We start from the raw sequence: 14,812 nt of genomic DNA, 5'->3' as shown, positions 1-14,812 counted from the left end.
GCCCCCCAAGACGCGGCCTCCGGCAGGATCGGTTCCGTGTGTCGCAAGGGCTTACCCAATACGGCTGAGGCGTTGGCCACAGGCCCAGGCCTCAGGGCCGGCCGACCTCCGTCGACGGCGGGGACTCGGTGCCCGGCCTGGAGAGGACCTCCGGTGTGCACTCGTAGCGGCGTACGGGGTCCGTGCCGGGGCCGCCGAGGAGGACCGCGCCGCCGTCGGAGGCCGCGGCCGAGGCGCTGAACGTGCAGATGAGCTGGGCCAGCGCATACGACGTGAGCGCAGCGGGCTCGGTGCTCAGCCGGAGCGCGCCCTTCGGGTCCCCGGGACGCGGCTCCGCGACCGTCATGCCCTCCCGGACGTCCGTCATATAGCCCGCCTGCCGCTCGGTGTCCGTCGGCTCCGCGGCGAGCTGGTCGAGGAGGGCCTGCGCGGACTGCACCCGGTCCATCTCCGTGGTGCCGTCGGTGACACGCACGATCCGGTCGACCCGCACCAACTGCGAGGAGCACAGCAGGAAGACCTGGACGAGGATCCCGCCCGGGGACTGCGTACCGAGATCCGGTCCACTCGCCGTACAGGACAACCGGGACGGCGCAGGCCCGAACTCCGTCGGCACCTCCGTCGGCCGGATCCCGCACCCGCCCAGCGCCACGGCGAGCAACGGCACCGCGAGCAGAACGGCACGCAACCGGCGTACGCCCCCTGAGCCACGTACGCCCTTTGAGCCGCGTACGCTCATCGCGCCTCCCCCTTGGAACCGTTGGAGCCCTTTCCGTTGGACCCCTGGCAGCCGTCGCCCTCACCGGACTTGCCGTTCTTCTTCCGGTTCCCCCGGCTTCCCCGCTCCCGCCGGTCTTCTTCCTCTTCCATCAGGACCGTGGCGTCCTGCGGCAGTCTCAGAGTGAACACGGCGCCCGAATCGGGGGAGTTGGCGGCGGTGAGCTCGCCGCCGTGGATGTGCGCATTCTCCAGGGCGATGGACAAGCCCAGGCCGCTGCCCTCGGAGCGCGGGCGGGAGGCGCTCGCCTTGTAGAAGCGGTCGAAGACGTGCGGGAGGACCTCCTCGGGGATGCCAGGCCCGTGGTCCTGCACTTCGATGAGCACGTCGTCCCCCTCCTCGCGCACGGACACGCGCACCGGGGAGCCGCCGTGCTTGAGGGCGTTGCCGATCAGGTTCGCCAGGATCACGTCCAGGCGGCGCGGGTCGAGACGTGCGGTGATGCCGCGTTCGGCGTCCAGCTCCACCGCGTCCAGCCAGGCCCGCGCGTCGATGCACGCGGTGATCTGGTCGGCTATGTCGACATCGTCGAGGACGAGCCGGGCCGTGCCCGCGTCGAAGCGGGTGACCTCCATGAGGTTCTCCACGAGGTCGTTCAGCCGCCGCGTCTCGCTGACGACGAGGCGTACGGCGGGCTCGATCATCGGGTCGACGCTGCCGGTCTCCGCGTCGAGCTCCTCCTCCAGGACCTCGGTCACGGCCGTGATCGCGGTCAGCGGCGTACGCAACTCGTGCGACATGTCCGCCACGAAGCGGCGGGATGCCTCCTCGCGCGAGCTCATGTCCGCGACCCGTTTCTCCAGCGCCTCCGCGGCACGGTTGAACGTCCGTGACAGATCCGCGAGTTCGTCCGTGCCCGACACCCGCAGCCGGGTGTCCAGCTTGCCCTCGCCGAGCCGTCGGGCCGCCGTGCCGAGCCGGTGCACCGGCTTGAGCACGGTCGTCGCGGCGGCCTGAGCGAGCAGCGCCGAACCGATCAGCGCGAGCCCGGTGGCGATCCCCAGCGACCAGGCAAGGGAGTTGAGATCCTCGGCCTCCGGCTCCAGGGACTTGAGCATGTAGCCGGTCGGCCCGCCGCCGATCACCTTCGCGCCCCCCACCAGATACGGATGGCCGCCGTCGCGGATCTGCTGCCAGTACAGGTGGTGCGGGTGCTCGTTGCCCGAGGTGAGCTCCTGCTCCCTGTTCACCGCCTTCTGGAGGGACTTCGGCACGTCGTCCAGGGAGAAGTCGTCCAGATCGGAGTTGCCGACGACGGTCGACCCCGCCTCGTCCTCGGCGATCAGCAGCACACTGAACCCCTGCGGGCTGTTCGCCATCTGACGTGCCGCACCCTCCAGCTCCTCCTGCGTCGGATGCAGTGCCAGCGCGCTCGCGCGGTTCTGCATCTCCTGCTGGAAGTCGCGCAGCACCGCTTCCCGCGTACGGGTCAGCACGGCCTCGCGGTTGAGCCAGTACGCGATGCCCGACGCCGACACCGCCGCGGTGAGCGCGACGAGCGCGAACACGACGACCAGGCGCAGTCGCAGGCTCGTGAACCGCAGGCCCGCCAGTATCGTCCTGCGCGCCGCGGCCCAGCCGCGGAGGTTGTCCTGCGCTTGTGTCACTGAGGACTGTCCAGCCGGTATCCCACGCCGCGCACGGTACGGATCAGCGTCGGCGAGGAGGGCACGTCCTCCACCTTGGCGCGCAGCCGCTGCACACAGGCGTCGACGAGCCGCGAGTCACCGAGGTAGTCGTGCTCCCACACCAGTCGCAGCAACTGCTGGCGGGACAGCGCCTGTCCGGGCCGGCGGCTGAGCTCCAGGAGCAACCGCAGCTCGGTGGGCGTCAGTTGGAGATCCTCGCCGTTCTTGGTGACCGTCATCGCCGCGCGGTCGATCACCAGGCTGCCGAACGTCGCCGAGTCGTTGGCCTCCCGCTCGCCACGCCGCAGCACGGCCCGGATACGGGCGTCCAGCACCCGCCCCTGCACCGGCTTGACGACATAGTCGTCGGCCCCCGACTCCAGCCCGACCACCACATCGATGTCATCACTGCGGGCGGTGAGCAGGATGATCGGCAACTGGTCCGTGCGCCGGATGCGCCGGCACACCTCGAACCCGTCGATGCCGGGCAGCATCACATCCAGCACGATCAGGTCGGGCCGCTGCTCGCGCAGCAGCTTCAGACCGTCCTCGCCGGTGGCAGCGGTGGCCACACGGTGCCCCTGGCGCGTCAGCGACAGCTCCAGGGCCGTACGGATGGCGTCGTCGTCCTCGATCAGCAACAGGGAAGGCACGGACGTCATTCTGTCCCATGACACGGCGCTGTATCGACTCCTGGAGCGCTCCCACACATCTCGCCCATAGGAGTGAGCGTCCGAGATACCGGATGAGTAGCCGTACGACGCTTCTCTGTGATCAGCCTGTGCTGCGCCTGGCCCTCACCCCTGTTGCACGCCTGTGACAGTCGGCTGACACCGTCATGAAGTCGCGTAGGCAAGCTTCTCGTCACAGGCAAGGAAGCACCGCAGAACAGCACAACAGACCAGCACCACAGAGCAGTGCCGAGAAACCGGAACTCCACGACGGGGGGCGCGAGATGAACACGCTGCACAGCACCAGCACTAGCGCGGTCGCAGTTGTCACGCGTCTCCACGACGTCACACGCAACACCGAGAAGTCCGGTGCCGTGAGCGGGCGGGGGTGCGCTCGCGGCACCGGGCGTCAGCACACCGGGTCGTACATGACGGTGGTTGACGCACATCCGGTGGGGGGCAACGGGGGATCCACGTACGGGGAGGGCTCGGGGGAGCGTCGTTCGGTGTCGGAGGCGGAGTTCACCGCCTACGTCCAGGAGCGCCGCGCCTCCCTGTACGCAACCGCCTACCACCTGACCGGTGACCGCTTCGAGGCCGAGGACCTGCTCCAGAGCGCCCTCTTCTCGACGTACAAGGCGTGGGACCGGATCAGCGACAAGGCCGCGGTCGGGGGCTACCTCCGCCGCACCATGACGAACTTGCACATCAGCGCGTGGCGCCGCCGCAAGCTGAACGAGTACCCGACCGAGGAGCTGCCGGAGACGGCCGGCGACACGGACGCGATGCGCGGCACGGAGCTGCGCGCCGTCCTGTGGCAGGCGCTCGCCCGGCTGCCCGAACTCCAGCGCACCATGCTGGTCCTTCGTTACTACGAGGGCCGCACGGACCCGGAGATCGCGGAGATCCTCGACATCAGTGTCGGCACGGTGAAGTCCAGCATCTGGCGGTCGCTCCGCCGGCTGCGCGAGGACGAGGTCCTCAGCTTCGGCCGTGACGAGGAGGAGTCCTTCGGGGAGCTTGTCGCCTGACAGGCCCGCCCGAGGGCAACGGGGGAAAGAAAGTACGGGGGAAGCACGGGGGCTGTTCGTCACTCTGGGGGGAGTGGCGGACAGGGTCATAACGGGGGAGCACTACCGGGGGGATCAACGGGGTCAATGGGGGACCTCGGGGGATCACGGGGAAAACGGGGGACAACGGGGAAAAGGGAGCGGGACTGGAGGGCCGGGGGGTCCATCCAGTCCCGCTTTTCCCTTTTTGCGCCTAAACCGGCGCCGCTCTCGCGGAGGTGGTTGCGCTCCCCTTTGCGCCTAAACCGGCGCCGCTCTCGCGGACCTGGTTGCTCGCCGTCGGGGTTCCTCAATTGATGGTTGCGATGTTCTTCGCTTTTATGCACCTTCCCGCAGCGGCTGCCGCGAGCCGACCCAAGGCCTCGTCCTTGTCGCAGGCGTGGGCGCCCAGGGACGTCTGGCGGGACACGATGGAGCGTTCGGCGCGCATCAGGCGCCAGCCGCGGCGGAGCAGGAACGGTACGGACTTGCGGCCCTCCTTGAGGTCCCGCAGAAAGCGGCGGCGGAATGTCCGCACCGGACCGCGGCTCAGGCACAGCGCGTCAGCCAGCACACCGAGTTCCTGGCAGCGCCCGACGATCTCGGCGGCGAAGATGCCCTCCGCGATGAACAGCGGGGTCCGCCCTATGTCGACGGTCTCCTCGCCGGTACGGGCGCTGAGGGAGATGTCGTACACGGGAACCTTCGTACGCCCCCTGCGGCACAGCTCGGCGATCGCCGCGACGGCCGTGTCCGCGTCCCAGGACAGCGGATGGTCCCAGTCGATGTCCGAACTCCCCGCCACCTGCGGCAACGTCGGATCATCGCCCTCCTTGTAGAAGTCGTCGAGCCGCAGCACCGGAAGCCCGGAGCGGGCCGCGAGAAGGGATTTGCCGGAACCGGAGGGGCCGCACAGCAGCACGACCCGGGTGGGTATCGGGGGATGAGAACTCACGAGGCACCAGTGTGCGCCATCGAGAGCTCCCTGCCGACCCCCGCGGGGTCCGGTCGGCAGGGAACTGCGTCACACCTCGACCGACGTCAGTAGGACGAACCGGACGCGCCCAGCGAACCCGTCGGGTGCCAGACCGTCTTTGTCTCGAGGAAGGCCGTCATGCGCTCGGTGCCGGGCGTTTCCGTGTAATCCACAGGCTGTGGACGCAGGACTCGCTTGAGGTTGTCCGCTGCCGCGATCTCCAGTTCCTTCGCGAGTACGTCGTCGGCGCCGGCCAGGTCGATCGCGTTGACGTCCTGGTGGGCCGCTAGGGGCGTCGCGATTTCCGCCGTACGGCCGGAGAGGACGTTGACGACGCCGCCGGGGAGGTCGGAGGTGGCCAGGACCTCGCCGAGGGAGAGGGCCGGGAGCGGAGACTTCTCGGACGCCACCACGATCGCCGTGTTGCCCGTCGCGATCACCGGGGCGACCACCGAGACCAGGCCCAGGAAGGACGACTCCTGGGGGGCGAGGACGGCGACGACGCCCGTCGGCTCGGGCGAGGAGAGGTTGAAGAACGGGCCCGCCACCGGGTTGCCGCCGCCCACCACCTGGGCGATCTTGTCGGTCCAGCCCGCGTACCAGACCCAGCGGTCGATCGCGGCGTCCACCTGGGCGGCCGCTTTCGCCTTGGACAGGCCCTCGGATTCCGCGACCTCCCGTACGAACTGCTCCTTGCGGCCCTCCAGCATCTCGGCGATGCGGTAGAGGATCTGGCCGCGGTTGTACGCCGTGGCGCCGGACCAGGGGCCGAACGCCTTGCGGGCCGCCACAACGGCGTCACGGGCGTCCTTACGGGACGCAAGGGGGGCGTTGGCCAGCCACTTGCCCTTGGAGTCGGTCACCTCGTACACCCGGCCGCTCTCGGAACGCGGGAACTTCCCGCCCACGTACAGCTTGTAGGTCTTGAAGACACTGAGCCTTGCATCAACTGTGCTCATTTATCGCTCGCCCTCCGGGCTCGACGGGGCGAGGTACGCCTCCAGGCCGTGACGACCGCCCTCGCGGCCGAAGCCCGACTCCTTGTAGCCGCCGAACGGCGAGGTCGGGTCGAACTTGTTGAACGTGTTGGACCAGACGACGCCCGCGCGGAGCTTGTTCGCAACGGCCAGGATCCGGGAGCCCTTCTCCGTCCAGATGCCCGCCGACAGGCCGTACTGGCTGTTGTTGGCCTTGGCGACCGCCTCGTCCGGCGTGCGGAAGGTCAGGACGGACAGGACCGGGCCGAAGATCTCGTCGCGGGCGATGGTGTGCGCCTGGGTGACGTTCGTGAAGAGCGTCGGGGCGAACCAGTAGCCGGAGGACGGCAGTTCGCAGGCCGGGGACCAGCGCTCGGCGCCCTCCGCCTCGCCCTGCTCGGTGAGCGCGGTGATACGGGCCAGCTGCTCGGCGGAGTTGATCGCGCCGATGTCGGTGTTCTTGTCGAGCGGGTCGCCGAGACGCAGGGTCGACAGGCGGCGCTTCAGGGAGTCAAGGAGCTCGTCGTGGATCGACTCCTGGACGAGGAGGCGGGAGCCCGCGCAGCAGACCTGGCCCTGGTTGAAGAAGATGCCGGTCACGATGCCCTCGACGGCCTGGTCGATGGGGGCGTCGTCGAAGACGATGTTGGCGCCCTTGCCGCCGAGTTCGAGAGTGAGCTTCTTACGGGTGCCCGCGACGGTCCGCGCGATCTCCTTGCCGACCGCCGTCGAACCCGTGAACGCGACCTTGTTCACGTCCTCGTGCGCGACCAGGGCCGCGCCTGTGTCGCCGTATCCCGGAAGGATGTTGACGACGCCCTTGGGGAGGCCCGCCTGGCGGCAGATGTCCGCGAAGAACAATGCCGACAGGGGAGTCGTCTCGGCGGGCTTCAGGACGACCGTGTTGCCGGTCGCGAGGGCCGGGGCGATCTTCCAGGCCAGCATCAGGAGGGGGAAGTTCCAGGGGATGACCTGGCCCGCGACGCCCAGGGGCCGCGGATTCGCACCGAAGCCGGCGTGCTCCAGCTTGTCCGCCCAGCCCGCGTAATAGAAGAAATGCGCTGCTACAAGAGGCAGATCGGCGTCGCGCGTCTCCTTGATGGGCTTTCCGTTGTCCAGCGTCTCCAGGACGGCCAGTTCGCGGCTGCGCTCCTGGATGATGCGGGCGATACGGAAGAGGTACTTGGCACGCTCGGAGCCCGGCAGCGCCGACCACTTCTCGAAGGCCTTACGGGCGGCCTTCACTGCGCGTTCGACGTCCTCGGTGCCCGCCTGGGCGACCTCGGAGAGGACCTCTTCGGTGGAGGGCGAGATCGACTTGAAGACCCTGCCGTCCGCCGCGTCGACGAACTCGCCGTCGATGAACAGGCCGTACGAGGGCGCGATGTCGACGACGGACCGGGACTCGGGGGCCGGCGCGTACTCGAATACGGAAGCCATGATGATCAATCCACCGTCACGTAGTCGGGGCCGGAGTAACGGCCCGTGGCCAGCTTCTGGCGCTGCATCAGCAGGTCGTTCAGGAGCGAGGAGGCGCCGAAGCGGAACCAGTGGTTGTCCAGCCAGTCCTCGCCCGCCGTCTCGTTCACCAGGACCAGGAACTTGATCGCGTCCTTGCTGGTGCGGATGCCGCCCGCGGGCTTCACCCCGACCTGTACCCCGGTCTGCGCACGGAAGTCGCGCACCGCCTCCAGCATGAGCAGGGTGTTCGCGGGCGTCGCGTTCACCGCCACCTTGCCCGTGGAGGTCTTGATGAAGTCGGCCCCGGCCAGCATGCCGAGCCAGCTGGCGCGCCGGATGTTGTCGTACGTCGACAGCTCGCCGGTCTCGAAGATGACCTTGAGGCGGGCGCTCGTCCCGCAGGCCTCCTTCACGGCGACGATCTCGTCGTACACCTTCATGTAGTTCCCCGCGAGGAACGCACCCCGGTCGATGACCATGTCGACCTCGTCCGCCCCGGCCGAGACGGCGTCGCGTACGTCGGCCAGCTTCACGTCGAGCGCGGCACGCCCGGCCGGGAAGGCGGTGGCGACGGAGGCGACCTTCACGCCGGAACCGGCGACGGCCTCCTTGGCCGTGGCCACCATGTCGGGATAGACGCAGACGGCCGCCGTCGCGGGGGTCGTACGGTCCGTGGGGTCGGGGTGGACGGCTTTGGCGCCGAGCGCCCGGACCTTGCCCGGGGTGTCCGCGCCTTCCAGGGTCGTCAGGTCGACCATCGAGATGGCGAGGTCGATGGCGTACGCCTTCGCCGTCGTCTTGATGGAACGGGTACCGAGCGAGGCGGCGCGCGCCTCCAAGCCGACCGCGTCGACTCCGGGCAGCCCGTGGAGGAAGCGGCGCAGCGTGCTGTCGGACGCGGTTACGTCGCCGAGTGCGTGTGCGGCTGGTGCTGTGGTGGGCATGGTCACGAGGGGAGCATATCTACGCGCGTAGCGGCTGTACAGTCCCCGGGCTTTCCGGGGTTCATCGAGAGATGGGCGCGGCGGGTCTTCCAGAGCTTGGCGCAGCGCTCTTCGAGAGCTCGGTGACCGCGGATGAGCGTTGTCAGAGGCGTCGGGCAGAATCGGGACCATGACGACCCCGGACCATCAGCCACCACCACCGGAATCCTCGGGATCTTCCACATCCCCGGAGGCCCCGGGATCTTCGGATGCTCCGGGCACTTCGGGACGTACGGACTCTTCGGGACGTACGGACTCTTCGGGACGTACGGACTCTTCGGGACGTACGGACTCTTCGGGACGTACGGACTCTCCTCAGGCTCCGGATGCCTCGGATGCTCCGGATTCCTCGGGACCGACGGAGCCCCTTCAGGCTCCGGAAGCCTCGGATGCGTCGGGCTCTTCAGGTTCCCCTGCTTCTCCTGCTTCTCCTGGCTCTCCGGACTCACAAGGCGCGCCCGAGCCGCCGGAATCCCCGGCCGCTCCTGAGTCGGCGGACTCATCGGAACCCACACCATCCTCGCCGTCCACGTCGTCGACGCCGCCCCCGCGGCCCTCGCTCCCGGAGTCCAGGGACCGGATCTATCGCTCTCCCTCGGCCATCGCGGGCGGTGTGCTGCTGCTCGCCATCGCGGGCTGGCTCGGTATCGACGCGCTGATCGTCGGCGAGGGCCGGACGCCGTGGCTGGCGCTCGCCGGGCTGATCCTCTTCGTCCCACTTGTCGTCGCCTTCACTCTGCGCCCGGCCGTCTTCGCGAACGACGACCGGCTGCGCATCCGCAACCCCTTCCGCGTGATCGTGCTGCCCTGGGGCACCGTCGAGGCCCTGCGCTCCGGCTACTCGAACGAGGTGCTCGACAAAACCGGCACCAAGTACCAGCTGTGGGCGATACCCGTCTCGCTGCGCGCCCGCAAGAAGGCGGCGCGGCGGCAGGCCCGCGCGGACAAGCAGGGCGCCGACGTCCGTCCGTCACGGATACCGGAGCCAACCGGACCCGTGCGCGCCCAGACCGACCAGATCATGGACGAGCTGCGTGAACTGGTGGTGGCGCGAGGGCCGGACAAGCGGGCGCAGGGGGAGCCGTCGGTGCGATGGGCCTACGAGGTCCTGGCGCCGGCCCTGGCCGGTGCGGTACTGCTGGCCATCCTCCTGGCGATGGGCTGACGGCTCGGGCTGCCTCAGGGGCCCCTGAGGCCGTACGCAACACCCCGGATCTTGAGGAGATGGGCGCTTTGGCCCGTACGAGAGGGTGGTGGCTGCCTTCGCCGTCCGGGTGTCCCGTCACGGATGTTCCGTTGCGGGTGTCCGGACCCGACCGGTCCAGGCGTCACCGGCGTAGCCACGCACCGAGGGAGTAGATGTGTCGTACGACGAGCCTCTGCGGCTGCCCGCCACGGCGATACCTGACGGCTGCCGGGACTGGACGGCCGGGCAGGCCGGGGTCTGGTCGGCGGCGCTGCCGCCGCGCTGGACGTTCCTGCGCGTACGCAGGTCGGTCGCGGCCGGAGCGACCACGTTCGCGTTGTGCGCGGGTGGCTGGGCCGTGCTGCTCGGCGGGCTGTGGCCGTTCCTCGCGGCGGCGTTCGCGGTGTACGTCCTGTGGGTGCTCGCCCGCCCCGAGCTCGTCTGGGCGGGGGCGCCCGCGCTGCTCCTCGCGCTCGCGTTCCAGGCACCGTCGCAGCCGTGGGTGGTGACCGCGCTCTTCGTGTTCGTCGTGGTGGCCTGCTGGGCGGTCGTCGCCGTACGTCTGCGCGCGCGGAGCACACAGTACGAGCGGGCGCTGGAGGCGGCCGAGGGTGTCACGGCGTGGCTGCCCGACGCGGAGGAACCGGTGCGGCGCGGCAGCTTCCTGCGCAACCTCGGCCTCGTGGTCCTCGCCCTCGGCGTGCTGACCGGTGCCACCACGGGCCTCTGGAGCTCGGCCGACGACCGCCGGGGCGCCTGGGCCGCCGCCTTCTTCGTGGCCGGCCTCGGCGCGACCGCCCTGTCCTCGGCCTGGTTCGCCCGGCACCGGGCCGTTCAACTGCGCCGTGAACCCGCACCGGTACTGCGCGTCCTGGTGCGCGACGACGTGGAAGGCAGCACGGAGGTGTACGCGGCGGACGACGTGCGGGCCATCCGCCCCCTGTTCACCGTCGACCTGACCTCGTTCGACGATGACGACGAGGACGACGGCGCCGACGAGGACGATGCGGAAGCCAAAGGGACGGAGACCGACGACGAGGAGCTCGAGCGGCTCCTGGAGTTCGTGGAGGCCGACACCCCGGGCCCGGTCCGCGAAGCCGTCCTCTTCGGCGTGCCCTACGACGGCGCCGAGGTCCTCGTCCTCAGCGCCGACGTGGACCCGGCCCAGCCCCCGCTGATCGAGTGGTCGACGGGCCCCGTACGCCCGTTGTCGCTGAGCGCGGGACGCCGACGCATCGAACGCGAGAAGGCCCGGGAAGCACAGAGCCGCCAACTGGAGGAGCAGGCCAGGGAGTTGGCCGGAACCCAGCCGCCCGTCGCGGTCCGCCGCTGGCATGCCGGGTGGCTCGACTGGCTGGCGGCCGCGGTGCTGGTGGCCTGGGGCGTCTGGCTCTGCTGGCCTTGGTCCACCGAACCGGGCACCGCCGTGTGGAAGCTGGCCCTGGTCGTCGTACTAGGGGTCTACGGCGCGGTCCGCGTCCCCGTGAAACTGGCCTGGCGCATCACCGCCGACCGCACCGGTCTGTGGGTCACCGGCCTGCGCGGCCCCCAGCACGTCCCCTGGGAGGACCTCCGCTCCGTACGCCGCCAACGCTTCGAACTCAAGCTGCGCTGGCGCGGCGACAACTGGGCCGTCGCCGCCCCCCACTGGGGCTGGCTCGAACGCACCCGCGGCCTCGTCCACCCCTACGACGCCCTGGCCGCCGAACTCAGCGCGATGCGCACGGACCCCGCCCTGCGCCCCACGGGCGAGAGCACGGCCCCCGAACGCGGGCGCCCGCTGTGGCCGCTGACGGTCGTGCTGGCGCTGGGCTGGGTGGTGGCGGTGATGGCGCTGAGGTGAGACCGCACCAGGACCCCGTCGGCGTCAGATGCCCGCTGCCGCCGACAGGTCGCGCTTGATGGCCGTCAGGAGAGCGGTCGCCTTCTCGTGCGCCTCGGGCAGGTCGGAGTGCGAGGCGACCGGGATGACGACCTCCAGGTAGCACTTCAGCTTCGGCTCTGTGCCGCTGGGGCGGACGATGACGCGGGCACCGTCGAGTGTGTAGCGCAGGCCGTCCGTGGGCGGGAGTTTGTCCGTGCCCTTCGTCAGGTCTTCCGACCTCGTGATCGCCAGGCCGGCCAGGTGGGTGGGCGGCTGCTCGCGGAGGCGGTGCATCGCGCTTGCGATCAGGGAGAGGTCGTCCACGCGGACCGAGAGCTGGTCGGTGGCGTGCAGACCGTACTCGACGGCAAGGTCGTCGAGGAGGTCGAGGAGGGTCCTGCCCTGCTCCTTGAGCTGCGAGGCCAGTTCCGTGATCAGCAGGGCCGCGGTGATGCCGTCCTTGTCCCGCACGCCCTCGGGATCCACGCAGTAGCCGAGGGCCTCCTCGTATCCGTACCGCAGGCCCTCCACCCGGGCGATCCACTTGAAGCCCGTCAGGGTCTCCTCGTACGGGAGACCCGCCTTCTCCGCGATACGGCCGAGGAGCGAGGACGACACGATCGACTCCGCGAACGTGCCGCGGGCGCCGCGCCGCACGAGGTGGGCGGCGAGGAGGGCGCCGACCTCGTCGCCGCGCAGCATGCGCCAGTCGCCGCTGTCCTTGACGGCCACGGCGCAGCGGTCGGCGTCCGGGTCGTTCGCGATGATCAGGTCCGGGTTCGTCTCGCGGGCCTTCGCGAAGGCCAGGTCCATCGCGCCCGGTTCCTCCGGGTTCGGGAAGGCGACGGTCGGGAACTCCGGGTCCGGGTCCGCTTGTTCGGCGACGAGGACGGGTTCCGGGAAGCCCGCGCGGGCGAAGGCGGCGATGAGGGTGTCCTTGCCGACGCCGTGCATCGCCGTGTAGACGGTGCGGGCGGTTCGGGGGGAGTCGGCGGCGAGTACGGCGTCCGTACGGGCGAGGTAGGCGTTCAGAACGCTGTCGTCGCCTTCGTCGGCGAGGATCTCCCAGCCGTCGGTCGGGCGCGGTACGTCATTCAGGCTCGCGATCGCCTCGATCTGTGCGGCGATCTCGGCGTCCGCCGGGGGCACGATCTGGGAGCCCTCGCCGAGGTAGACCTTGTAGCCGTTGTCGCGGGGCGGGTTGTGGCTGGCGGTCACCTCCACGCCGGCGACCGCGCCGAGGTGCCTTATGGCGAAGGCGAGGACGGGGGTGGGGAGGGGGCGGGGGAGTACGGCTGCCCTCAGGCCCGCGCCGGTCATCACCGCGGCGGTGTCGCGGGCGAAGTCCTCCGACTTGTGGCGGGCGTCGTAGCCGATGACTACCAGGCCGTTGTTGTGGCCCTTGGCCTTGAGGTAGGCGGCGAGGCCTGCGGCGGCTCGGATGACCACCGTGCGGTTCATTCGCATGGGGCCGGCGCCGAGTTCGCCTCTGAGGCCCGCGGTGCCGAACTGGAGGGTGCCGCTGAACCGTGCGGTGAGCTCCGCTGTGTCCCCGGCGTCGATCAGCTGGGCGAGTTCGGCCCTGGTCTCCGGGTCGGGGTCTTCGGCCAGCCACGCCTTGGCCCTCGCGACGAGTTCGTCCTGCACGTGGGTCAACCTCTTTCGTTTGGTCCACAACTGGGTGGGTGGGGAGGCGTTTTTCTGTCCCCAGCCCCGCCCCTTCCCGAAACTGGGGGCTCCGCCCCCAGGCCCCGCTGCCTCCGGCGGGTGGGTGGGTTCGTGGGGTGGGTGGAGTGCCTCCGGCGGGTGGGGCGCCTTCCGCGGGTGGGTGGGGTGCCTACCGGGGTGGTGGGTGACAATTGTGTCGCGGCTGCGGTCCGTTGTGGCTGGTCGCGCAGTTCCCCGCGCCCCTGAAAAGCCTGCGGCTGCCCGCGCCCGGAGTAGGCGCCGGCGCCCAGAGCAAGCCCGCACCCCGGAAGGCAGCCGCGGCCCGGACAAGCCGACCCCCGGACGCCGGCCCCCGAACAAGCTCGCCCCTGGTGGGAGCCCGCACCCCGACGAAACCGGCACTCTCCCGCCGGTGGGAGGGGACGTGGGCCGGTGCGTCCTATGCCCGTCGCTTAGCTTCGGTCTGGGCACACCTGCGCCCTGTACCAGCAAGGGGTCGTATGCCCTGTTGGCGACGGGCTGACGCACCGGACCGCGGCCCCGCACCCACCACGCACCTAAGGGGCGCGGGGAACTGCGCGACCAGCCACAACGGCGCCGCACCCGCCCAACCGCCGGAGGCACCCCGCACGGCTGCGCAACCAGCCACACTGACCGTCCGCCGGCAACGGTCAAATCCGATCCAGCACCCGCGTCAACAACGCCCCCATCCGCGCAGCAGAATCCCGCCCCGCCTGCAGAACCTCCTCATGGTTCAGCGGCTCCCCCGTCATCCCGGCCGCAAGATTCGTGACCAACGAAATCCCCAGCACCTCCGCCCCAGCCTCACGCGCCGCAATGGCTTCAAGCACCGTCGACATCCCCACAAGATCCGCCCCGATGACCCGAGCCATCCGAATCTCCGCCGGCGTCTCGTAGTGCGGCCCGGGGAACTGCGCGTACACCCCCTCCTCCAGCGAGGCGTCGATCTCCTTGCACAGGGCGCGCAGCCGGGGCGAGTAGAGATCCGTCAGGTCGACGAAGTTGGCGCCGACTATCGGCGACGTAGCCGTGAGGTTGATGTGGTCGCTGATGAGTACCGGCTGGCCGGGCCGCATCCCCTCGCGGAGCCCCCCGCAGCCGTTCGTCAGTACGACCGTCTTGCAACCGGCGGCGACAGCGGTACGTACCCCGTGCGCGACGGCGGCGACACCGCGCCCCTCGTAGAAGTGGGTGCGGCCCAGGAAGACGAGCGCCCGCTTGTCGCCCAGCCGGTACGAGTGGATCTTGCCGCCGTGGCCCTCGACCGCCGGCGCGGGGAATCCGGGCAGCTCGGTGACCTGGAACTCGGCCTCGGGGGAACCGAGGGCGTGCACGGCCGGTGCCCAGCCGGAGCCCATCACGAGCGCGACGTCGTGGGTCTCGGCGCCCGTGAGCTCGCGCAGGCGCGAGGCGGCGGCGTCGGCGGCGGCGTAGGGGTCGCCGTGGATGTCGTCCGGAAGAAGAGAAGCGTTCACGCGATGAGGGTAGCTGGTAGATGCCTACGCGCGTAGATGCTGGGGGTCACAGGTTGGCGATCGTTGTCTTTTCTG

General features: G+C 70.1%; 13 protein-coding genes. 4 read left to right on the top strand and 9 right to left on the bottom strand.

The window, feature by feature from the left end; translation table 11 throughout:
* Positions 1-91 precede the first annotated feature (91 nt).
* The 3 genes from ACQEVY_RS16820 to afsQ1 are packed head-to-tail and all read right to left on the bottom strand — an operon-like array spanning position 92 to position 3,059.
* Positions 92-739: a hypothetical protein gene (locus ACQEVY_RS16820; RefSeq protein WP_432949241.1), complete on the bottom strand. Its 648-nt coding sequence runs from the start codon at positions 737-739 to the stop codon at positions 92-94.
* Positions 736-2,385, bottom strand: coding sequence for an ATP-binding protein (locus tag ACQEVY_RS16815; RefSeq protein ID WP_432949239.1), 1,650 nt, complete (start codon positions 2,383-2,385; stop codon positions 736-738). The genes ACQEVY_RS16820 and ACQEVY_RS16815 overlap by 4 nt, the downstream gene beginning before the upstream one ends.
* Entirely contained in the window at positions 2,382-3,059 is a 678-nt protein-coding gene (afsQ1, locus tag ACQEVY_RS16810; RefSeq protein WP_128380879.1) for a two-component system response regulator AfsQ1, read from the bottom strand. The genes ACQEVY_RS16815 and afsQ1 overlap by 4 nt, the downstream gene beginning before the upstream one ends.
* Before the next feature lie 302 nt (positions 3,060-3,361).
* Between afsQ1 and ACQEVY_RS16805 the strand changes: the two genes are divergently transcribed.
* Positions 3,362-4,108: a SigE family RNA polymerase sigma factor gene (locus tag ACQEVY_RS16805; protein WP_328769078.1), complete on the top strand. Its 747-nt coding sequence runs from the start codon at positions 3,362-3,364 to the stop codon at positions 4,106-4,108.
* 328 nt (positions 4,109-4,436) lie between these two features.
* Here ACQEVY_RS16805 and ACQEVY_RS16800 read toward each other — a convergent pair whose 3' ends face one another.
* The 4 genes from ACQEVY_RS16800 to deoC all read right to left on the bottom strand — a co-directional run bounded on the left by ACQEVY_RS16800 (position 4,437) and on the right by deoC (position 8,484).
* Positions 4,437-5,081: a uridine kinase family protein gene (locus ACQEVY_RS16800; RefSeq protein ID WP_432949236.1), complete on the bottom strand. Its 645-nt coding sequence runs from the start codon at positions 5,079-5,081 to the stop codon at positions 4,437-4,439.
* A gap of 86 nt (positions 5,082-5,167) precedes the next feature.
* Complete coding sequence (locus tag ACQEVY_RS16795) at positions 5,168-6,061, bottom strand: aldehyde dehydrogenase family protein (protein ID WP_432949234.1); 894 nt, start codon at positions 6,059-6,061, stop codon at positions 5,168-5,170.
* A complete protein-coding gene (locus ACQEVY_RS16790) occupies positions 6,062-7,519 on the bottom strand; it encodes an aldehyde dehydrogenase family protein (protein ID WP_432949232.1) in 1,458 nt (485 codons plus the stop codon).
* A gap of 5 nt (positions 7,520-7,524) precedes the next feature.
* On the bottom strand, positions 7,525-8,484 hold the full coding sequence (gene deoC / locus ACQEVY_RS16785) for a deoxyribose-phosphate aldolase (RefSeq protein ID WP_432955254.1): 960 nt from the start codon (positions 8,482-8,484) through the stop codon (positions 7,525-7,527).
* Positions 8,485-8,616: 132 nt separating this feature from the next.
* Between deoC and ACQEVY_RS16780 the strand changes: the two genes are divergently transcribed.
* From ACQEVY_RS16780 to ACQEVY_RS16770, 3 genes are all read left to right on the top strand, one after another.
* Positions 8,617-9,012 (top strand): hypothetical protein, encoded by a 396-nt coding sequence (locus tag ACQEVY_RS16780; protein ID WP_432955671.1) that lies wholly within the window; start codon positions 8,617-8,619, stop codon positions 9,010-9,012.
* A gap of 91 nt (positions 9,013-9,103) precedes the next feature.
* Positions 9,104-9,688 carry a PH domain-containing protein gene (locus ACQEVY_RS16775; RefSeq protein WP_432955252.1) on the top strand — a complete coding sequence of 195 codons (585 nt, stop codon included), beginning with the start codon at positions 9,104-9,106 and terminating at the stop codon, positions 9,686-9,688.
* A 196-nt stretch (positions 9,689-9,884) separates the two neighbouring features.
* The gene (locus ACQEVY_RS16770) at positions 9,885-11,552 is read left to right on the top strand and encodes a hypothetical protein (protein ID WP_432949230.1); all 1,668 of its coding nucleotides are present in this window, start codon (positions 9,885-9,887) and stop codon (positions 11,550-11,552) included.
* Positions 11,553-11,576: 24 nt separating this feature from the next.
* Here ACQEVY_RS16770 and ACQEVY_RS16765 read toward each other — a convergent pair whose 3' ends face one another.
* Both ACQEVY_RS16765 and ACQEVY_RS16760 read right to left on the bottom strand, forming a co-directional pair.
* Positions 11,577-13,220 (bottom strand): phospho-sugar mutase, encoded by a 1,644-nt coding sequence (locus ACQEVY_RS16765; protein WP_432949228.1) that lies wholly within the window; start codon positions 13,218-13,220, stop codon positions 11,577-11,579.
* A 692-nt stretch (positions 13,221-13,912) separates the two neighbouring features.
* Positions 13,913-14,737 carry a purine-nucleoside phosphorylase gene (locus tag ACQEVY_RS16760; RefSeq protein WP_432949226.1) on the bottom strand — a complete coding sequence of 275 codons (825 nt, stop codon included), beginning with the start codon at positions 14,735-14,737 and terminating at the stop codon, positions 13,913-13,915.
* Positions 14,738-14,812 lie beyond the last annotated feature (75 nt).

This window comes from Streptomyces sp. CA-288835 (assembly GCF_050936385.1).
In the GTDB taxonomy this organism is placed as follows: Bacteria; Actinomycetota; Actinomycetes; order Streptomycetales; family Streptomycetaceae; genus Streptomyces.
The sequence above is the reverse complement of the archived record's forward strand: the minus strand, read 5'-3'. Positions and strand labels throughout refer to the sequence as shown.